Source organism: Streptomyces sp. NBC_00273 (assembly GCF_036178145.1).
Classification (GTDB): Bacteria; Actinomycetota; Actinomycetes; order Streptomycetales; family Streptomycetaceae; genus Streptomyces.
Window position 1 is genome coordinate 8125791 of the sequence record NZ_CP108067.1, and the last position, 20250, is coordinate 8146040.

A 20250-nucleotide genomic window follows, 5' to 3' on the forward strand; every position below is an offset into this window, starting at 1 on the left:
GGCTGTCGGGGGCCACCACCGGGTGTCAGACTGGACGGGTGTTCGGAAGACGCTTGGTCCGGGCCCGTCGCGTGTCCGCCGCCGCTGTCACCCTCGCCGTCTCGCTCGCGCTGTGCGCGGGGGCGGCGCCCGAGGCGGCCCGGGACGACGGGGACGGCCGGGCCCGCCCGGTGGACATCGGTGGCGGTCGCCGCGTGCTGCTGGACTGCCGCGGATCAGGATCCCCCACGGTCGTGCTCGTGTCCGGTGCCAGGGGCGCGTCGGACGAGTGGACGCACATCGCGGACGCAGCGCGTCCGGGGGCCGACCCGAAGCCCGATCCGTCGGCGGTGCTCCCGGAGGTCGCCCGGTTCACGCGGGTGTGCGCCTACGACCGTCCCGGCACGACCCGGCTGGACGGTACGCCGAACCGTTCGACGCCGGTGACCCAGCCCACCACGGCTGCGGCGGGCGTCGGGGACCTGCGGGCAGCGCTCGCCGCGGCCGGTGAGCACCCGCCGTACGTCCTGGTCGGTGCCTCGTGGGGAGCGATGATCGCCTCGCTGTTCGCGCGTACCGAGCCGGCGCGGACCGCCGGGGTGGTGACCGTCGACGGCGCCTCCCCGTTCCTCAAGGACACCCTGACACCGGCCCAGTGGTCGGCGTGGATGGACAAGGTCCGGGCCATGGACACCGGGAAGGGCCTCGAAACACCGGACTACCCCGCCGCCGTGCGGGAGCTGCGCGGGGCGCCGGCCCTGCCCCGGGGCCTGCCCGCCGTCGTGCTCACCTCCGACCACCCCTGGGACCTCTCGGTCGGAGGCGGATCGACCTGGCCGGCCTGGCTGGCCGCCCAGCGGCGCCTGGCCGAGGACCTGCGGGCCCGGCACGTCACCGACACCGACAGCGGCCACGGCATCGCCGTCGAGCAGCCGCGGCTCGTCGTGCGGGCGATCCGCGACGTGGTCGAGCAGGCCCGCGCCGGTCAGGAGCGGTGAGCGGCCGCTCCTGCGCCTCCCCGTCCCGCCGCGGTCGTCGCCGCCTCGCACAGTCCGCGCAGCAGGCCCAGGGCCTCCCGCAGCCCGCCGGGGCGCAGCATGCCCGGGGCGGGTACCGGCCCCGCCCAGCCGGGGCCCGCCAGGAGGACCGTGGTCCGGGCCCGGGCGCCCTTGACGCCCCAGGTGGTGTCGGCGACGTGCCGGGCCAGGGCGTGGTGCGCCGTGGAGCGGGCCTGGGCCCACAGCACGACCGCGACCGGTCCCGTCCGGCGCACGGCCTGGTCGAGCGCCTCGGGCGGCACCGCCGCCCCGAACATCCGGGCGGGCAGTCCCAGTTCGGCGAGACCGGCAGTGAGCGCCTCCAGCGGGAGCGTGTGCTGCTCGCCCGGTACGCACGCCAGCAGGATCGGGGGAGCGCTCGCCCGGGGTCCGGACGGCGCCCCGATGCTCACGCGGCGCAGCGCGGTCGAGACGTGCCAGGAGAGCAGGTGCTCGACCTCGACGTACTGGTCGCCCGAGGTCTCCCACTTGCGCCCCACGGCGTGCAGGGTCGGCACCATCACCTCCTCCCAGGTGGTGACGAGGCCGTACTCGCCGATCAGGGAGCCGAGCATCTCGTCCATGGTCGGTGAATCGAGGCGGACGGCGGCGCGGCCCAGCCCCCGGCACTCCTGGCGCACGTCGCCGAGCGGCAGGCCGTTGCCCGAACCCGGCTGACGGGCCGGTGCTGCGGCGGTGACGGCCGCGGGCACCGAGGGTGCCGAGGGCGCGGGTGCGGCGGGCGCGGCGGGCACCGTCCCGGCCAGGGCGGCGCGCGCGGCCTCCGCGGGCGGCACCCCCGACGCGGTCAGGCGGCACATCTCCTGGAGGACCGCGATGTCCCCGGAGGTCCACCGCCGGTGCTTGCCGTCCTCGCGGGCGGCCGGCCCGATGCCGTACCGCCGGTCCCAGGAGCGCAGCGTCGTGGGGGCGACCCCCAGCCGGCGTGCCACGGCTCCGGTGGTGATGCCGTGCGCGGGCCCGGCGGGCTCGCCGGGCTGTGCGGGCTCGTTCATGCCTCCATCATGCGACGCACAACCGATGCGAGTGGAATCGATGCACGCGCGGGTCGGAATCTGGACGGGAACCGGTACCGGCCCCGAGGAGCAGTCGCCATGACCGCACAGAGCGTCACCGTCAGGCCGTCCCCCGTGACCGCGGCCCGGGACCGGCTCCTCGACCACGAGGTCGCCGAGGGTTTCGTACGCGGCGACGAGCGGTGCCTGAGCGCCGCGTACCGGCGCTGGGGCGGGCTCGTCCTCGCCCTGGCGGCCCGCACCCTCGGCGATTCCCGGGAGGCCGAGGACGTCAGCCAGCAGGTCTTCCTGGCCGCCTGGCAGGGCCGCGCGAACTACCGGCCGGAGCGCGGCCCGTTCCCCGGCTGGCTCGTCGGCATCACCCGGCGGAAGATCGCCGACGCGCTCACGGCCCGTACCCGCAGGCTCGACCTGGTCGCCGCGGCCGGCGCCGCCCTGCCGCACCCGGGCGAGCCGCCGGCGGGCCCGGAAACCGTCCTGGACCGGCTGCTCGTCACCGACGAACTGGCGAAACTGCCCCGCGCGCAGCGGGAGGTGCTGGCCATGGCCTTCTACGCGGACCTCACCCAGGCCCAGATCGCCGAGCGCACCGGACTGCCGCTGGGCACCGTCAAGAGCCACGCCCGGCGGGGGTTGCACCGGATGCGCCACTGCCTCGGCGGCGAGGAGCGCGACGGCGGAGGTGGTGGAGCCGGCCGGTCCGCGGCACCCGTCGAAACAAGATCCCATCCGCCGCCCGTCCAGCACCGAAGTACCCGTGAAACGGCCGGCACCGGCCGTGCGGACAGGCGAGCGCGAGGGGTTGAGTGACGTGGACCGGCAGAGAGTGGCAGTGGTGGGCGGGGGCGTGGCCGGGCTGACGGCCGCCCACATCCTGCAACGCACCTACGACGTGGTGCTGTACGAGGCGGACGACCGCCTCGGAGGCCACGCCCACACCCATGAGCTACCCACCGAGGACGCGGGAACGGTCCAGGTGGACAGCGGATTCATCGTGCACAACGAGCGCACCTACCCGCACCTGCTGCGGCTGTTCCGCGAACTCGGCGTCACCACCCAGGAATCCGAGATGAGCATGTCCGTCCGGTGCGACGGCTGCGGCCTGGAGTACGCGGGCGCCCGGGGCGCGGCCGGACTGCTCGGCGGGGGCAACCTGCTGCGCGGCCGCCACCTGCGCATGCTCGCCGAGGTGCCGCGCTTCCACCGCGCCGCCCGCCAGACGCTCGCCTCCCCCGACGACGGCCAGACCCTGGGGGAGTTCCTCGACCGGCGCGGCTTCTCCCCCTACTTCATCGGCCACTTCGCCATCCCGCTCGTCGCGGCCGTCTGGTCGTGCGCACCGGACACCGCCCTCCAGTACCCCGCCCGCTACCTCTTCCGCTTCCTGGACCACCACGGACTGCTCTCCGTCAAGGGGTCCCCGCAGTGGCGAACGGTCACGGGCGGTTCGGCGAGCTACGTGGCCAAGGCCGCCAAGCACCTGACCTCCGTCCGCACCTCGACCCCGGTCCGGGCCGTCACGCGCGCCGCCGACCACGCGCGCGTGCTCACCCCGGACGGCGACTCGACCCCGTACGCGGCCGTGGTCATCGCCGTCCACCCCGACCAGGCGCTGCGCCTGCTGGCCGATCCGACCGAGGACGAGGTCCGGATCCTCGGCGCCTTCACGTACTCCCGCAACCCCACCGTGCTGCACCGCGACACCTCGCTGCTGCCCCGCTCCGCGCACGCGCGCGCCTCCTGGAACTACTGGCTCCCCTCCTGCTCGGCCCGGCCCGAGAGCGTGCAGGTCAGCTACGACATGAACCGGCTCCAGCAGCTGCCGACCGCCGAGCCGCACATCGTCACCCTCAACGCCCGCGGCCGGGTCCACCCCTTCGACGTGATCGCCCGCATGGTGTACGAGCACCCCGTCTACACCCCCCGGTCCGTCGCGGCGCAGCAGGAACTGCCCCGGCTGAACACCTCCGTGACCGCCTTCGCCGGCGCCTACCACGGTTGGGGCTTCCACGAGGACGGCTGCCGCTCCGGCGTCGCCGCGGCCGAGGCCCTGGGGGTGCAGTGGTGAACGGCACCCCCGTGCGGCTGGCCCCGCCCCGCGTACCGGCCCTCTACGAGTGCACCGTGGCCCACGCCCGCACCACCCCCGTCCGCCACGCCTTCCTCCAGCGCACCTACTTGTGGCTCATCGACATCGACGACCCACCCCGCATACCCAGGGCGCTGCGCCCGCTGGCCCGCTTCGACCCCCGTGACCACTTCGGCGGCCGGGCCCCCACCCTGCGCGCGGGCCTGCAGGCCCAACTCGCCGCCCACGGGGTGGAGAACGCCGACGGGCGCGTCCTGATGCTCGCCCACGCCCGGGTCCTCGGCCACGTCTTCAACCCGCTGACCCTCTACTGGTGCCACGACCGCGCCGGCACCCCGGTCTGCGTCGTCGCCGAGGTCCACAACACCTACGGCGAGCGCCACTGCTACCTGCTGCGCCCCGGCGCCGACGGACTGTCCGAGGTCCCCAAGGACTTCTACGTCTCGCCGTTCTTCGCGGTCGAGGGCTTCTACCGGATGCGGCTGCCCGTCCCCGGCGACCACCTCGACCTGACCGTGCAACTGCGCCACGACGACGGGACCTGCCCGTTCACCGCGACCGTACGGGGCACTTACCGCCCGGCCGGTGCCCGCGCCCTGCTCGGCGCCGCCCTGCGCCACCCGTGGTCCACGGCCCGGGTCTCCGCCGGCATCCGCATCCACGGCATCCGCCTCTTCCTCCGCGGCCTCCCGGTCCGCCCCCGTCCCGTCCGTTCCCCGCAGGAAGGCACCCTGTGACCATCTCGTACGTCCCGGCCCACGAGAGCGCGCTCGCACCCGTCGACCCGGCGCGCTGGCCCGACGTGGCCCGGCCGCCCCACACCTCGGCCCTGCGCACCGCCGTCGCCGAGCGGATCATCGGCCGGGCCCTCGCCCGGCTCCCGCTGCGGGTCCGGCACGGGGCCGGGGAGCCGTCCCCCTACCGCGTTCCCCGGCAGGAGGGGGCGCTGCCCACCCTCACCCTCCACGACCCCGGGGCCTTCCACCGCCGGATCGGCGCGGACGGCCTGATCGGCTTCGGAGAGTCGTACATGGCCGGGGAATGGGACAGCGACGACCTGGTCGACGTGCTGACCGTGCTCGCCACCCACGTCGACGACCTGGTGCCGGCGCCGCTGCGCCGACTGCGCGAAGCCTGGGTGCGCGGGCGCCCGGAGCAGCAGCGCAACACCCCCGAGGGGGCGCGGGAGAACATCCACCGCCACTACGACCTGTCCAACGAACTGTTCACCCTGTTCCTCGACCGGAGCATGAGCTACTCCTCGGCGGTCTTCGCCGCCTTCCCCGCCTCACCCACCACCTTCACCGCCGCCCAGCACCGCAAGATCGACCGGCTCCTCGACCTCGCGGACGTCGGACCCGGCACCCGGATGCTGGAGATCGGCACCGGGTGGGGCGAGCTGGCGATCCGGGCCGCCTCCCGGGGTGCCGAGGTGCTGACCGTGACCCTCTCCGCCGAGCAGCGCGACCTGGCCCGGGAACGCATTGCCGCAGCCGGACTCGGCGACCGGATCACCGTCGAACTGCGCGACTACCGGCACGTCGAAGGCTCCTTCGACGCCGTCGTCAGCGTCGAGATGATCGAAGCGGTCGGCGCCGAGTACTGGGCCACCTACTTCGCCGCCCTGCGCCGGCTCCTCGCCCCCGGCGGCCGCGTCGCCCTCCAGGCCATCACCATGCCCCACGAGCGCATGCTCCTCACCGCCCGCACGCACACCTGGATCAGCAAGTACATCTTCCCCGGCGGGGTCATCCCCTCCCGTGAGGCGATCACCCGCGCGAGCGCGGCGGCCGGGCTCGGCATCGTGGCGGACGACGGCTTCGGCGACCACTACGCCGAGACGCTGCGGCTGTGGCGCGAGGAGTTCGACCGCCGGGCCGACTCCGTCGCCGCCCTCGGCTTCGACCGCACCTTCCACCGCATGTGGGAGCTCTACCTCGCCTACTCCGAGGCCGGATTCCGCTCGCGCTACCTGGACGTACGCCAACTCCTGCTCACCGCCGACGACCACGGGCCGCAGGAGCCCCGATGACCACCGGCGTCGACTGGGGCGCGCTGTCCCTGAACCTGTCCGTCGCGGCCGGCGCCGCGTTCGCCGTCATGCTGGTCACCTTCGCCGTGGCCGTCGTCAAGAGCCTGCACCGGATCGTCGACGTCGCCTGGGGCGTCGCCTTCGCCGCGGTGGCGCTCACCAGCTGGCTGCTGTCGGCCGGGTACGGCGACGACGGCCGGCGTTTCGCGGTCGCCGCGGCGACCGCCGTGTGGGGGCTGCGCCTGGCCCTGCACATCGCCCGGCGCGGCCGGGGGCACGGCGAGGACCCGCGCTACGCCCGCATGCTCGCCCGGGCACCGGGCAGCACCCGGCTCTACGCCCTGCGCAAGGTCTACCTCCTCCAGGGCGCGCTGGTCTGGCTCGTCTCGCTGCCCGTGCAGGCCGCGTCGTACGTGCCCGTTCCCCTCGGGCCGCTCGCCGCCGTCGGCCTGCTGTTCTGGGCGACCGGACTGCTCTTCGAGGCGGTCGGCGATTTCCAGCTGGCCCGCTTCAAGGAACGCCCCGAGCACCGTGGAACGATCATGGACCGCGGTCTGTGGAGCTGGACCCGGCACCCCAACTACTTCGGTGACTTCCTCGTCTGGTGGGGTCTTTACCTGCTGGCCTGTGCGACCTGGCAGACTGCGGCACTGACGCTGGTCTCGCCCTTGGTGATGAGCGTGCTGCTGATCTGGGGCAGCGGCAAGAGACTGTTGGAGGCGCACATGGCGGACCGGCCCGGTTACGCCGACTATGCAGCCCGCACCAGCGGGTTCTTCCCGCGCCCGCCGCGCCGCACGCACGGGGAGGCGGGGTGACGACCGGGACCGAGCGGGACACGGAGTCCACCGGCGAGGGCCGCGCCCTCGTGCTCCGTACGTCCCCCGAGATACCCGCGGCCGCGGTCCTCCTGCTGCACGGAGGGCGCGAGGAGGGGCCGGAGCCGCCGCCCCTGGTCAACCTGCCCGCGCTGCGGATGCGGCCCTTCGCGGCCGCCGTCGTCCGCGCCACGCGCGGACGCGACGTCCTGGTGGCGGAGGTGCGCTACCGGCACCGCGGCTGGAACGGCTCCCGCTGCGACGCCGCCCGGGACGCGGAGGCGGCCCTGGCGCGGCTGCGCGGGCTCGCCGGGGACGTACCGGTGGTTCTGGTCGGCCATTCGATGGGCGGCCGGGCGGCCCTGCGGGCCGCCGGCGAACCCCTGGTCCACGGCGTGGTGGCCCTCGCCCCCTGGTGTCCGCCGGGCGAACCGGTGGACCACCTCGCGGGCCGCCGCCTCTACCTGCTGCACGACGAGGCGGACCGGGTCACCTCGGCCGCCGGTTCCTGGGAGTTCGTCCGCCGGTCCCGGCTCGCGGGCGCCGACGCCACCGCCATCCCGATGTCCACCGGCGGCCACGCGATGCTCCGCGGCGCGGGTGCCTGGCACCGGCGTACCGCAGCGCTCGTCACCAGCCTGGTGACACGGGACTGAGGCCCGCCCCCAGGGGCGTCCTGCCGATCGGGGCCGGGCAGGGCCTAGAGGGCGATCGAGCGGTACTCGTCCAGTACGGCGAAGCCGGTGCTGTCGTACAGGCTCATCGCGACGTCGTTGCCGCCGAAGACGTTGAACATCATCGCCTCGTCGCCGCCCTGGCGGGTGGCCCACTGGCCGACGGCCATCGCGGCCCGGCCGTAGCCCTTGCCGCGTTGCTCCTCGTACACCTCGAGCGAGAAGCCGAAGGTGACGCCCGGCAGGAAGCCGTGGTTCACCCAGCCGGTGCCGACCGCCCGGCCGTCGGCCTCCATCACGTAGAAGGCGTGGCCCGGGGACCGGTACCCCTGGGGGAGGTAACGGGCGAAGTCCTGGTCGGACTTCGCCTTGGCCTGCTCCGGGGTCAGGGTTCCGGCCCGGACGATGTCCGAGATGTAGGCGGCTTCCTCGGCCGCGTACCAGGCCGGGTACTCCTCCTCGGTGAGCCGGCGGACCGTCAGGCCCGGTGGCAACTCGGGCCGTTCGGCCGTGACGCCCATCCGGATCTGTTGCCGTACGGGGTAGTCGGCGAACCCTCCCGCTCCGCCGGTGAGTCGGACCTCCACCCGCCCCGCCCCCTGCTCGGCGCACCACCGCTCGGCCCACGCACGCCCCCACGGCACCGTCACGTCATGGATCCGGCCCACGGTGGTGCCGTTGCCCTCCGTCACCCCGACCGCGATCCACCCGGTGCCGTCCGTGGCGACCGTCCAGCCGTCGACGCCCTCCACCGCGCGCTCCAGCAAGGCCCGGGCCAGCGGCTCCGAACAGCCCGCTGCGCGGTACCCGGCCAGCACCCGCTCCTCGAACCCGCCCCGCCACTCACCCTGGTCGGCCACGATCCGTATCCCGTTCATCCGCCCACCCTAGACAGTGTCTGACAAATGATCACGGGCTGGTTCGCGGAGCCAGAGGATCAGCGAGGCCAGGACGACGCCGGTACGGTAGCGGTCGGCAAGCTTGTCGAATCTCTGGCGTCGTTGACGTTGCCGGGCGTGAGCACGATGGAAAGCGCCAGTCCCCGGCCGTCGACGACGACGTGGACCTTGGTGGTCAGCCCGCCTCGGGACCGGCCGAGGGCCTGGCGCGTCTGCGAGCCGACCGGATCTTCCAGTTCGTCCCCGTCCGCAGCCCCCTTCTACATGCGCCGGCGGCGTGCTGGTGAGCACGGTTGATCGTGGGGTCGACGGCGACGGTCCACTCCACCCGGCCCTCTGTGTCGTCGCGGACCTGCACATGCTCCAACAGCCTTGCCCACGTGCCGTCCGCCTCCCAGCGGGCAAACCGCTCAGAGACGGTCTGCCACGCCCCGTACCGCTCGGGCAGGTCACGCCACGGAGCCCCGGTCCGCAACCGCCGCAGCACACCATCGACCACCTGCCGGTGATCACGCCAGGGCCGACCACGCCCATCCACCTGCGGCAACAAGGGCTCTGTCCACTCCCACGCCGCCTCCGTCGACTCACCTCGACCTGCCACAAGATCATTTTTCGGACAGGTGGCCTTAGCATGGGCACGCCATCCCCCGTGCCGTGTCCAGCCGACGGAAGACCCCCATGCGCCTCCAGCGGATATCCGCCGCGACCGCGGCCCTCGCCGCGCTCACCACCCTCGCCACCGCCTGCGAGGACTCCCCCAAGCCGGGCCCGCCCGCCGCGAGCCCCTCCGCGAGCGCTCGGGGCGCCGCCCCCGCCTCCCCCACGGCCGCCGGCGCCGCGCCCGCCACGCTGGCCGGGGCGCAGGCCCACGTACAGCAGTACACGTCCTGCGAGAACCTCAGCACCGACCCGAACGACAGCCGGGTGCCGCTGAGCGGGTTCATCGGCGCCGGGGACTGGGGCATCACGGAGCGCGGCGTCTGCACGGACAAGAAGGCGCGGGGCGAGGTCGTCCTCTTCCTGACCTCGGACATGAAGGCCTTCCAGCAGGCCGCCAAGGACAACGCCGCGAAGCTGCTCGCCGAGGGCCGGGGCGACACCGACCTCGCCAGCCGCACGGTCGTGGGCAAGACCTTCGCCCTGACCGCGCTCAAGACCGCCACCGCCGTGTCCCTGGTCGACCCGCCCAACTCCGACCTGCGCATCCTGAGCTGCAACCCCGACGTCTTCGTCCCGGAGGGGTTCAAGAAGGAGAAGGCCCTGGTCGAGGGCTGCTTCCTCACCGACTACGTCAACAGCCCCGACGGCCAGGGCAGCCCCCACCGCGGGGCGGTCCGCGACCCCTCCACCGAGGGAGCCGCGGAGCCGGGCCAGCCGTCCACCGGCAGCCCGGGCCTGCCGAGCGCCGGCAGCATCGCCGAGCTGAAGAAGCTCGTCAGCCCGCACACGGTCGACTGCACGAGCATGAAGGTCACCGACGAGCAGGTGCAGTCGATCGACTACATGCCGGTCGTCGACGGCCCCGCGAGCGCTTGGGGCGTCAAGCAGCGAGCGGTCTGCGGCCAGCTCGGCGGGGAGCAGCGCGCGCACAACCTGAACTGGCTGGACACCGTCTCCGACATGAAGACCCTCCAGACCAAGGCCAAGGCGGCGCAGCTGGCCGACCTGAAGGACGACGGGCGCCTCAAGGCCACTGCGAGCAAGCTGCTGGTCGGCACGAACATCGCCGTGGAGACCAACAACGCGAACGTCCGCCGCGGGCTGTACCAGCTCCAGTTCCTGTACCTGAACTGCGAGACCGGCTTCACCGCGCCGGCCGGCTACCGGCTGGAGAAGGCCCAGGTCGAGGGCTGCGTCCTGACCAACTACGAGCGCCCGAGCTGACACACGGCCTCCCGGGGCGTGCGCGGCGCGCCCCGGGAGGTATCGACTGGGGTGTTCCGCCATCCGCGCACCAGGAGCCGCCATGTCACTCTTCATCCCGGATTTCGACGGCTCCGTGGTCGTCCGCGGCGGGACCACGCCCATCCACCTGCGGCAACAAGGGCTCTGTCCACTCCCACGCCGCCTCCGTCGACTCGCCTCGACCTGCCACAAGATCAATTACTCGGACAGGTCTTAGGAAGGGCCGCCGCCCACCCGCCGATCTTTTCCCTCGACCGCGGCCGAGGCAGGAGGCCGATCCGGCCACCGGGGACGCCCGCGACACCCGGCGCCGGTGGCCGGCACGACGTCGTGCCCTGGCCGGCAGGCGTCGGACGCGCGCCGGACAGGCGTCGGACGGGTGCCGGGAACACCTTTCCGGCCGACCTGTGGTGGCACCTCGGCCAAGCCCGTGAGCAGGCCGGTACGCGCCTATTTGACGTGCACCTGCTAGGGCAAAATGGCAGATGTCACCGGCACATCGGTAAGGGAAGGTGTGGTCTTGGCGTTGCTGTCCTTACCGGTACGGCGCATACGGGCACTGCGTGAGACGAGGGGGGTGGCATCGGGCCTGCAACGCGCCCAGTCCTTCCTGATCGTGGCCACCCTGCTGTACCGGGCGAGCCATCTGACGGTGGGCGCCCTCGCCGTCGCCCAGCGCCGGTCGGAACTCCCCCTGCAGTACGCGGGATTCGCCGCCGCCCTGGGACTGAGCGTGCTGACCTACGGCGCCGCCCTGCGGCGCGGCTGGTTCGACCGGCGGCACATCTGGGCGGACGTCCTGGTCACCGGCTGCGCACTACCCCTGGTCCTCTGGGCCTGGGGCGGCGTCCACGAACCGCCCGCGATCGCCTGGGCCATGCTGCTCGGCGGCTCGGCGAGCGCCGTCGCCGCCATCTCCCTCCGACGGCTCCACGCCCTCGTCGTGATCGGCCTCCTCATCGGCACCCACTTCATCGGCTACCACGCGGTGGGCGCGAGCCCCGCCGTGATTCTCGGCCACACCAACTCGCTCGTGTCCTCGGCCGTGATGACCTGGCTCTTCCGGTGGTACCTGCTCCGCCAGGGCCGCCTCCTCGACGAGGCCAACGCCCGCGCGGTGGCCGCCGAGGCCCACAAGGCGCGCTACGCCGAGCGGCTGGAACACCACCGGGCGCTGCACGACACCGTCCTCGCCACCCTGACCACCCTGGCCTCTGGCTCGGTCGACGCCAACGCCCCCGAGGTGCGCCAGCGCTGCGCGCGCGAGGCCGCGTACCTGCGCCGCCTGATCCAACAAACCGCCGAGGAGGTCCACCACCGGGAGATCGGCACGGCCCTGGAAGAGGCGGTCGGACACGTCGAGAGCCTCCAACTGCGGGTCACCGCCCAGTACCACGACCTGCCGCAGGTGCCCCCCGAGGTCGCCGCCGCGCTGGGGGACGCCGTCCGCGAGGCCCTGAACAACGTACGGCGCCACGCGGGCACCGGACACGCCTACCTCACCGCCACCAGGGACCCGGACGGACGCGGGGGAGCCGTCGTCACCGTGGTCGACCGGGGGCCCGGATTCGACCCCGCGCGGTGCGAGCCCGGCCTCGGCCTGCGCGGTTCGGTCCACGGCCGGATGGCGGAGGTGGGGGGCCGGGCGACCGTGGACACCGCCCCCGGCGAGGGCGTGAGGGTGGAGCTGAGATGGCCCGGGTGATCACCGTTTCGGTGGTGGACGACGACCGGATGCTCCTCGACGGCCTACGGGCCTGGCTCGGCGGCGTGCCGGAGCTGCGGCTCGTGGCGACCGCCGCCACCGTCGGGGAGCTCCTCGGCGCACCGGACGCGCAACTGCCGTACGGCTTCGGGGCGACGGGCTACTCCCCGCCCGACATCGTCCTCCTCGATCTCGTCCTGCGCGACGGCTCCGCCCCCGCCGACAACATCCGGCGGCTGCTGCGGACCGGCAGCCGCGTCCTGATGATCAGCACGGTGCCCGACCGCTCCCGGATCATCGAAGCCATCCGGGCCGGCGCCGACGGCTACCTGACCAAGGACCACGACCTGCCCACCCTGGTCGCCGCGATCAAGGACCTGGCCTCGGGCCAGGGCGCCCTCTCCGCGGAACTCGCCTTCGCCTGCGCCTACGACGACAGCCCCGCACGCCCCCGCCTCTCGCCCCGGGAACGACAGATCCTCCTCGACTACGCCTCCGGACTGACCCTGAAGTCCGCCGCCCGGCGCGCCGGCATCACCGTCCACACCGCCAAGGACTACCTGGACCGGGTCAAGGCCAAGTACCAACAGGCGGGCCGCCCCACCTACACCAAGCTCGACCTGGCCCAGCGGGTCCGCGAGGACAGTCTCGACGCGGGCTGACCACCCCCACAAGCCCCCCAAACGGACGGCTACAGGGGGCACGCCCACCGTCCATATCGTCGTCCCCGGCGGCGCCTCGGACGGCCCGCCGGAAAGGGGACGAGCCGGTGTCCATCTTCTGGCCGGCGCTGCCGGAGGACTGTACCGCCGCGGGCCCGGGCGGCGGCCCGCACCCGAGGCGAGGGGAACTCATCGGCCGCGGCCCCGAGATGGGTCAGGTCATGCTCGCGCTGGCGGCCGCCCGGGCCGGGCGCGGCGCGGCGCTCTTCGTCACCGGCGAGCCCGGTGTCGGCAAGACCCGGCTCGCCACCGAGGCCCTCGCCGTGGCCGCCGAGACGAACATGGTCACCGTACGGGGGCGGGCCAGCGCGGTCGGCTCTCCCGTCCCGTACCGGCCGCTGGTCGAGGCGCTGCTCCTGCTGTCCCGGGCCGGCCTGCTGCCCGACCCCGAGGAACTCGGCCGCTACGGGCCGGTCATGGCCCGGCTGCTGACCGGCGCCAGGGACGCGGACGCCGACGCCGCGTCGCACCTCGTGGTCGCCGAAACCATGCTGCGCCTGCTCACCGTCGTCGGGGAACGGCAGGGCTGCCTGCTCGTCCTCGACGACCTGCACGACGCCGACGCCGGAACGCTGGCGGTCGTCGAATACCTCCTCGACAACATCGGGCACCAGCCGGCCGTACTCCTCCTCGTCACCGGATGCGCACCCGGTGCGGCGGCCGAACTCGCCACGCGGGCCCGCCAGCGCGGGGCCGCCGCGGTGCTCGACCTCGCCCCCCTCAGCCGCCCCGACGTGCACCTGCTCGTCGCGGCCGAGCTGCGCGTCCCCCCGGCCGAGGTCTGTCCCGACCTCGTCCACCGCGCGGTCGACAGCAGCGCCGGAATCCCCTTCGTCGTCAAGGAGCTCGTCCACGACCTCACCGGCCGCCCCGCCCGCCACGACCAGGGGTCGCCGTCCGTCCCGCCCACCGTCGCGGACAACGTCAGGCGCCAGGTCGAGCGGCTCGGCCCGCTCGGCGCGGAACTCCTCGGCATGGCCGCCCTGTTCGGCCGGCGCTTCGCACTGCCCGTACTGGAGCGCGCCATCGGCCGCGACCACGCCGAACTCTCCGCCGCCCTGCGTGCCGCGGTCGCCTCGTACCTGATCACGCCGGACGGGCCGGGCGCCCAGTGGTACGCCTTCCGCTACCCGCTGGCGGCCGAGGCCCTGCTGGACGACCTCGGCCCGGGCGAGCGGGCCCGGTACGTACGACGGGCCGCGCGCGCCCTCACCGAACTCCACCCCGGACTGCCCGGAACGTGGTGCGAGCACGCCGCCCAACTGCACGAGCACGCCGGCGACACCCCCGACGCCATCAGCCTGTACGTCGAGGCGGCCGGGCGGGCGACGGGCGAGGGCGCGGTGGACCGGACGGTGGAGCTGCTCACCCGGGCCCACCGGCTCGTCGAACCGGGTACCGCGCCCGAACTGCACGCCACGGTGCTGGAGCGGCTGCTGGACGCCGTCGCCCGCTCGGCGCGGTTCGACCGGCTGCCCGCGCCCGCCACCGTCCTGGACACCCTCGGCGGCGACGGCGGCGAGCACGGCATACCCGCCCAGCGGCGCGCCGGACTCCACGCCCGGCTGAGCGACATCGCCTCCCTGACGGGCCGCCCCGCGGAGGCCCTGTGGCACCTCGACATCGCCCGCGCGTTGCTCGGGAGCCACCCGGCCGACGAGTACGCCGCCCTCGTTGACCTCTGCGCCGTACAGGTGGAACTGAGCCGGCTCGCCCCCGACCGGCTGCGCACCGCCACCCGCTACGCCCTCCGGGCCCTGCACGCCGCCCAGCGCGTCGACCTGCCCGACGTGACCTGTAGGGCCCTGCTGCTGCTCGGGCAGCTGGCCCGGGAACACGACGAGCCGACGGCCGCGGCCCACTTCCGCCGGGCGCGCGCCATCGCCCTCGCCCGCCGGCTGCCGGTCCCGCGCACGGCCGCCGACGTGCACCTGGCCATCGTCGCCGCGAGCCACGACGGCCGGTCCACCCGGATCGAACAGGCCCGGCGGGAGGCCCTGGACATGGGGCTGCTGCCGCTGGTCCACGAAACCGGCTTCGTCCTCGCGCTGGACCGGATCCAGCACGGCCGGTTCGACGAGGCCCGGGACCGGATCCGCGAGGCCACCGCCGACGCCTCGCGCCTCGGACTGGGCCGCCCCCTGGCCATGCTGCGGCTCGCCGAAGCCGTTCGGTACGCCCACCAGGGCCGCCGCGCCGAGATGCGCGGAGCACTGGAGCGACTGGCCCCGCTGCTGGACGCGGCGCCCGGCCTGCGCGCGATGTCGTACGGGCTGGCGCGGGCGTTCTGCTCGCTGCTGGAGGAACGGCACGAAGCCGCCGGGCAGGAGTTCGCGCAGGCCCTCGCCTACGACGCGGAGAACCCCGCGATGGGCGGGTTCGGCAAGCACGGCATCATCCTGCTGCTCGGCGTGCTGGACGGCCGCATGGGCCGGCGCCACCACGCCGAGGTCACGCTGGCGAGCGCCGGCGCCACCCGCTGGAACCACCAGTTCACCGGCCTGGCCCACGCCGTGCTGCTCGGGCGCGAGGGCCGCCCCGACGAGGCGACGGCCGCCGCGAGCAAGGCACTCGAGGCGGCCGAACCCTTCCCCATGGCACGCAGGCTGTGTCTGCGCCTCGTCGCGCAGTCGGCGTACGACGACGGCTGGGGCACGCCGGTCGAGTGGCTGCGCGAGGCGGAGGAGTACTTCCACGAGGCCGGCCTCCAGGCGGTCGCCGGAGCCAGCCGGGCGCTGCTGCGCGGGATGGGCGCGTCGGTCCGGCAACGGCGCACGGGCACCGAGCGGGTGCCGTCGGACCTGCGCCGCTGCGGGATCACCGTCCGCGAGTACGAGGTGGCCCGGCTGGTCGCCGAACGCATCAGCAACAAGGACATCGCCGGCCGGCTGCACATCTCGCTGCGCACCGTCGAGAAGCACGTCGCGAGCCTCCTGCAGAAGACCGGCCACCCGAACCGGACGGCCTTCGCCACCGCCACCCGCGACCTGGTGGCCTAGCCCGGCCGGGCCCGGTTCAGGAGAGGCGGGCCAGCGGGTGTCCGGCCGCCAGGGTCACCACGCGGTCGAAGCGGCCGTCGAGGTCCTCGTCCCCGTGGTGCACGACGAGCAGCGCGCGCCCGGCGGTCCGCTCGCGCAGCAGCCGGAACACCAGCTCCCTGCCCCGGTCGTCGAGGTTCGCGAACGGCTCGTCGGCGAGGTACGCGTCCGCGTCCTCGCACAGGAGCGCGGCGACCCCGACGCGCTGGCGCTGGCCCGAGGACAGCTCCGAGGGCAGCTGGTCGGCCGCCGCGTCCAGCTCGAGCGCGGCGCGCAGCCGCTCGTCGGGTACGAGGTCGCGCACCGGCAGCGGGGGCAGGTTCACCGGAGCGGTCAGACTCGCCACCCGGGGCGGCAGGGTGACCGACCCGGCGTCGGGGGCGAGCGTCCCGGCGATGATGTGCAGCAGCGTGGTCTTCCCGCAGCCGTTGGGGCCGCGCAGCAGCACGTGCTCGCCGGTGTGCAGCTCGAAGGCGTCGAACGAGACCCCGGCCACCTCGCTCTCCCCGGCCCCGGCCCTGTCCTCGTCGGCGCCGCCGTACACCACACGGGCGCCGCGGACCCGGACCAGCGCCCCCTCGTCGTGGTACGGGTTCTCCTTGGCCTCCCGCAGGGACTCGATCCGTTCGAGGACGGCCGTGCTCCGGCGGGCCTGCGGAATCATGTTGATGAGGTCGAACATCCCGGTCACCGCCCGCCACAGCGAGTTGACGAAGGCGAGGAAGCTACCGAAGGACATCCGGCCGGAGAAGACGAAGAAGGCCCCGACGACCATCGAAGCGGTGTCCGACAGGTTCATCACCAGATCGCTGAGGGTCCGCTGGCGCTGCGCCAGACGGAAGTTGACGAAGGTGATGCCGAGGAAGCCGCGCAGCGCGTCCTGGTTCGCGCGGCGCGTCCCCGGCAGCAGCGACGGCAGACCGCGCAGGGCGGGGAAGGCCTCCAGGGTCCGCGTCAGCGTGTTGATGTACCGGGCCTCCGCCTCGCGTTCGGGACCGGTGTTCTCCTCGATCCGCTTGCCGAGCCGGTTGCTCACGAACACCAGCGGCGGCACGATCACCAGCAGGACGAGGCTGGCCTGCCAGGACAAGTACAGCAGGACCCCCAGGAAGACGACCGAGGTGACCGCCTGGCGCGCGATGCGCAGGGACACGTCGACGGCGGGCAGCACCCCCTGGGACACGTCGTTGTGGATGCGGCTGACGTACGAGGCGTTGCCCGCCCGCGACACCTTCCGCCCGTCCAGGCCGAGGGCGCGGCCCAGCAGCTCCGTCTCCAGCACCAGCGTGAACGCGTTCTCGAACTGCTTGCGCCGGCAGGCGATCCAGTACCCCGTGAGGTTGAGGGTCAGCCCGAGCACGAGGTACGCGAGTCCGAGGAAGAGGAAGCGCCGCAGGTCGGCCGTCAGGATCGCCTCGTCGAACAGGGCCTTGAGCAGCAGCGGGTGCAGCAGCGCCTCCAACCCGCTCATGGTGACCTCGGCGACGAGGACCACCACGAAGGGGGCACGGTGCCCCCGCAGCGTGACCCACAGTTGCTTCACCGCCCGACCTCGTCCAGCAGGAAGTCGGCCGGGCCTCCCCGGTTGACCCGGTGCAGCACCCGCAGCACGCCCGCCGAGCCCGTCAGGTAGTCGGTGGAGCAGCGCAGCAGACCCTCGCCGGGCAGTGCCAGCAGGGGCGGCCGGCCCTCGGCGCGGGGCAGCCCGAACCGTTGCGCGGGCTCGAAGAGGAAGACCTTCCGGACGAAGTCGAGCTGGCGCAGGGCCGTGTCGCGGTACGACCGGTCGCCGGTGAACTCGGCGGCGTCCAGCAGCGCGTCGGCGACCCCGGTCATACCGAAGGCGTAGCCCGGCATGACCGAGTACCGGACGTCCAGCCCGCGCAGGACGGTCCGGGCCGCGTCGGTGTCCCCGTAGCGCAGCAGCACCTTCAGCACGCCCGCGGAACCGACCTCGACGTACGGCTCCATCGTCCCCTCGTGCTCGAACATGACCGGGCCGCCCTCGTCGTCGATGGGTTTGGCGTGGGCCATCTCCCAGGCGAGCGCCTCCCGCCCGAGCCGCAGGTAGCGCTCCTCTCCCGTGATCTGGTGCATGCGCAGCAGGAACATCGCGACACCGGCCTGCCCGAAGCCCAGGCCGGTCAGCGGCTCCTTCGCGGTGAACCCGTTGAGCCAGTGGGCCTGCCCGCCGTCGCGCTGCGCCGTCTCGTACAGCGCCTGCGCGCACTCCTGCGCCGCGGCGAGGTCGCGGGGGTCGTGGCCGCGCAGGAAGAAGCGCAGGTTCGTCATGCCGACCCCGGAGAGGCCGTAGTAGAAGGTGTGGTCGCCCTTCTCCACCGCCCGCTCGTTGGCCCGGGTCAGCAGCTCCCTGGCCCGGGTGCCGAGCCCGAGGGAGTCGGCCGCCCAGGCGATGCCGGAGAGGCCGTTCATGAGACCGTCCGGGTAGCGGGCCGGATCGATGTCCGCCAGCCTGCGGCTCAGCCAGTCGCGCCATTCGGGTCGGACCGGGACACCGCTGGCGTGCAGCGCCCACAGGACGCCGCTCGCCCCGAAGCCCAGGCTCAGCGGGTTGGTGACGTGCGCGAAGGGGTCCACCGGGAAGAGCGTGTCGCGGCCGGTGTCGGCCGTGGCTTCGACGAACGCGGCCACCCCGGCCTCCGTGTCCGCCAGGGCGAGCCGCTCCTCGACGACCGGGTGCGACGGGAGGGCCTCGACCGCTTCGAGCAGTCCGGCCTCGTCCTCCAGGGCCGTCAGCAGGCCGGTGAGGTCCATCCGGTCCCGGGCCAGGTCGGTGATCAGCCGGTGCACCCGCTCCGGCCAGCCGAGTCCCTCGGTGATGAAGATCCGGTACAGGTCGAGGACGTCCTCGCGCAGGTACGACATGGCGGCGATCGGGAAGATGAAGTACGCCATGGTGGACGCGAGGGCGTACCGGTCGCCCTCCGGACCGTACGCCTTGAAGCGGTTGCGGGAGAGGCTGAACCCCGGGGTGTAGAGCTCGACCGGCTTCGCCAGAGCGGCGTCACCGCTCTCGGCCAGCCGGCAGGCCTCCAGGTCGACGATGGTCACCTCGTAGGTGTCCGGGTCGATGAGCAGGTTGGCGGCGGTGAAGTCGGCGAGGATCACGCCGCGGTCGTGGGCGGCCCGGATCGCGCGGGCCAGTCCGCGGAAGACGGCGAGGAACGTCCGCAGGTACTCCCGCGACCGCTCGATGTCGAACCCGGGCCGCGCCAGCGGGTTGCGCTCCAGCAGCACCGATCGGAGGTCGGACCTGTCGACGAACTCCTCGGCGATGTAGTGGTGTTCCCAGTGCTGGAACTTCGCGATCGGTGCCGGGTACGAGCCCGCGTCGGCCAGCCGGTTCAGGAACATCCACTCGCGGCCGAGGATGTCCACGGCGTCGTGGTCCTGGCGCGGGTTGATGTTGGTGTGCGGCCGGGCCTCCTTGAGCAGCACCGGGCGGTCGTCGTCCGCGGTGTCCTCGGCCGTGTACACGCCGCCGCTGTTGGAGAACTGGATCGCGCCGGTCACCCGGAAGCGGCCCCCGAGCAGGCCGTCGTCCCCCTCGTCCTCGTCGGCGGGCCGCCAGTCGTCGAACGGCCAGGGCACCCAGGAGGGCTGTGCATGGCCCGGGCGCCGGTCGTCGGGGACGGGTCCGTCCGGTCCGAGGACCTGCGGCAGCCTGCGGCCGAGGACGTCGACGGTGTGGGTGTCGAGGAACTGGCCGTAGCGGAAGTAGAGGGCCTTGCTGTCCCGGTACCGCAGGTCCGACAGGACGTAGGCACCCTCGACGCCCTTCAGGAGGCGGGCGAGGTCCGCCAGGCACGTGCGGAACTCGTCTTCGTCGCGCGGGTAGACGGTGACGAGCTTGCCGCCGCTGCCCCGGGACATGGCCTTGGAGTTGAGCATCTCGAAGATGTTGAGATCGAGAGCGATCTTGAAATCGATCTCGCGTTCCGTCAGGTGGCCGATCACCGAGGCGGCGACCTCGCGTACGTGGCGGTGGCTCGACGAGACGTGGATCTTCCAGCCCTGCGCAGGCAGGTTCTGGTTGTGCCGGAAGCTCCACCAGATGCCGCTGCGGACGAACCGGGCCCGCACCCGCTCGTCGAACGCGGCGAGGAAGTGGTCCGCGTTCGGCTCGTAGAAGACGTCGAGCGGGTCGAAGAACAGTGTGTCGTTCCACGCGAAGAGGAAGCGGTAGACCCAGCGTTCGTTGCGCATGTCAGCCTCTGTGATCGTCCTGGGGGCCGCCGGCAGCAGCGGCAGCGGCCGTCGGGAACGACGGGGCCGTGCGGGGGCGCGCCGAGCC

General features: G+C 73.5%; 15 protein-coding genes and 2 pseudogenes. 11 read left to right on the forward strand and 6 right to left on the reverse strand.

The genetic code is table 11. The features are described from left to right. The first annotated feature begins 38 nt into the window (after positions 1-38). Positions 39-977, forward strand: coding sequence for an alpha/beta fold hydrolase (locus OG386_RS36390; RefSeq protein WP_328791624.1), 939 nt, complete (start codon positions 39-41; stop codon positions 975-977). Here the strand turns inward: OG386_RS36390 and OG386_RS36395 are convergent. Continuing rightward, on the reverse strand, positions 965-2032 hold the full coding sequence (locus OG386_RS36395) for a MerR family transcriptional regulator (RefSeq protein WP_328791625.1): 1068 nt from the start codon (positions 2030-2032) through the stop codon (positions 965-967). The two genes, OG386_RS36390 and OG386_RS36395, sit on opposite strands and share 13 nt — an antisense overlap. Positions 2033-2131: 99 nt before the next feature. On the opposite strand from OG386_RS36395, the gene OG386_RS36400 reads away from it, so the two are divergent. From OG386_RS36400 to OG386_RS36425, 6 genes are read left to right on the forward strand one after another with little or no spacing between them, the layout of a single operon-like run. After that, the gene (locus OG386_RS36400; RefSeq protein WP_328791626.1) at positions 2132-2863 is read left to right on the forward strand and encodes a sigma-70 family RNA polymerase sigma factor; all 732 of its coding nucleotides are present in this window, start codon (positions 2132-2134) and stop codon (positions 2861-2863) included. Position 2864: 1 nt separating this feature from the next. Continuing rightward, positions 2865-4121, forward strand: a complete 1257-nt coding sequence (locus OG386_RS36405; RefSeq protein WP_328791627.1) for an NAD(P)/FAD-dependent oxidoreductase — start codon at positions 2865-2867, stop codon at positions 4119-4121. Continuing rightward, positions 4118-4879, forward strand: a complete 762-nt coding sequence (locus OG386_RS36410; protein ID WP_328791628.1) for a DUF1365 domain-containing protein — start codon at positions 4118-4120, stop codon at positions 4877-4879. The genes OG386_RS36405 and OG386_RS36410 overlap by 4 nt, the downstream gene beginning before the upstream one ends. Further along, positions 4876-6174, forward strand: a complete 1299-nt coding sequence (locus tag OG386_RS36415) for a cyclopropane-fatty-acyl-phospholipid synthase family protein (RefSeq protein WP_328791629.1) — start codon at positions 4876-4878, stop codon at positions 6172-6174. Before OG386_RS36410 ends, OG386_RS36415 begins: the two co-directional genes overlap by 4 nt. Continuing rightward, a complete protein-coding gene (locus tag OG386_RS36420) occupies positions 6171-6992 on the forward strand; it encodes a DUF1295 domain-containing protein (RefSeq protein WP_328791630.1) in 822 nt (273 codons plus the stop codon). Before OG386_RS36415 ends, OG386_RS36420 begins: the two co-directional genes overlap by 4 nt. Beyond that, positions 6989-7648 (forward strand): alpha/beta hydrolase, encoded by a 660-nt coding sequence (locus OG386_RS36425; RefSeq protein WP_328791631.1) that lies wholly within the window; start codon positions 6989-6991, stop codon positions 7646-7648. Before OG386_RS36420 ends, OG386_RS36425 begins: the two co-directional genes overlap by 4 nt. Before the next feature lie 44 nt (positions 7649-7692). Here OG386_RS36425 and OG386_RS36430 read toward each other — a convergent pair whose 3' ends face one another. Both OG386_RS36430 and OG386_RS36435 read right to left on the reverse strand, forming a co-directional pair. Then, positions 7693-8544 (reverse strand): GNAT family N-acetyltransferase, encoded by an 852-nt coding sequence (locus OG386_RS36430; protein ID WP_328791632.1) that lies wholly within the window; start codon positions 8542-8544, stop codon positions 7693-7695. Positions 8545-8660: 116 nt separating this feature from the next. Further along, positions 8661-9166, reverse strand: a pseudogene (locus OG386_RS36435) (IS5 family transposase); the annotation flags it as partial. A gap of 53 nt (positions 9167-9219) precedes the next feature. On the opposite strand from OG386_RS36435, the gene OG386_RS36440 reads away from it, so the two are divergent. Next, a complete protein-coding gene (locus OG386_RS36440; protein ID WP_328791633.1) occupies positions 9220-10449 on the forward strand; it encodes a hypothetical protein in 1230 nt (409 codons plus the stop codon). Between the two features lie 106 nt (positions 10450-10555). Here OG386_RS36440 and OG386_RS47050 read toward each other — a convergent pair. Next, positions 10556-10660: pseudogene (locus OG386_RS47050) on the reverse strand (IS5/IS1182 family transposase); the annotation flags it as partial. A 387-nt stretch (positions 10661-11047) separates the two neighbouring features. Between OG386_RS47050 and OG386_RS36445 the strand changes: the two are divergent. From OG386_RS36445 to OG386_RS36455, 3 genes are all read left to right on the forward strand, one after another. Further along, positions 11048-12175 (forward strand): sensor histidine kinase, encoded by a 1128-nt coding sequence (locus OG386_RS36445; RefSeq protein ID WP_328791634.1) that lies wholly within the window; start codon positions 11048-11050, stop codon positions 12173-12175. Continuing rightward, entirely contained in the window at positions 12163-12837 is a 675-nt protein-coding gene (locus OG386_RS36450; RefSeq protein ID WP_030011604.1) for a response regulator, read from the forward strand. Before OG386_RS36445 ends, OG386_RS36450 begins: the two co-directional genes overlap by 13 nt. 107 nt (positions 12838-12944) lie before the next feature. Continuing rightward, positions 12945-15896 carry a helix-turn-helix transcriptional regulator gene (locus OG386_RS36455; RefSeq protein WP_328791635.1) on the forward strand — a complete coding sequence of 984 codons (2952 nt, stop codon included), beginning with the start codon at positions 12945-12947 and terminating at the stop codon, positions 15894-15896. A 16-nt stretch (positions 15897-15912) separates the two neighbouring features. Here OG386_RS36455 and OG386_RS36460 read toward each other — a convergent pair whose 3' ends face one another. Next, positions 15913-17478 (reverse strand): ABC transporter ATP-binding protein, encoded by a 1566-nt coding sequence (locus tag OG386_RS36460; RefSeq protein ID WP_328791636.1) that lies wholly within the window; start codon positions 17476-17478, stop codon positions 15913-15915. Beyond that, complete coding sequence (lanKC, locus tag OG386_RS36465; protein ID WP_328791637.1) at positions 17475-20162, reverse strand: class III lanthionine synthetase LanKC; 2688 nt, start codon at positions 20160-20162, stop codon at positions 17475-17477. The genes OG386_RS36460 and lanKC overlap by 4 nt, the downstream gene beginning before the upstream one ends. Between the last annotated feature and the right edge of the window lie 88 nt (positions 20163-20250).

Excerpts from the sequence above, each read along its gene's own strand:
- OG386_RS36395 (WP_328791625.1), bottom strand. The coding sequence starts at position 2,032 with ATGAACGAGCCCGCACAGCCCGGCGAGCCCGCCGGGCCCGCGCACGGC.
- OG386_RS36400 (WP_328791626.1), top strand. The coding sequence starts at position 2,132 with ATGACCGCACAGAGCGTCACCGTCAGGCCGTCCCCCGTGACCGCGGCC.
- OG386_RS36420 (WP_328791630.1), top strand. The coding sequence starts at position 6,171 with ATGACCACCGGCGTCGACTGGGGCGCGCTGTCCCTGAACCTGTCCGTC.
- OG386_RS36430 (WP_328791632.1), bottom strand. The coding sequence starts at position 8,544 with ATGAACGGGATACGGATCGTGGCCGACCAGGGTGAGTGGCGGGGCGGG.
- OG386_RS36450 (WP_030011604.1), top strand. The coding sequence starts at position 12,163 with ATGGCCCGGGTGATCACCGTTTCGGTGGTGGACGACGACCGGATGCTC.
- lanKC (WP_328791637.1), bottom strand. The coding sequence starts at position 20,162 with ATGCGCAACGAACGCTGGGTCTACCGCTTCCTCTTCGCGTGGAACGAC.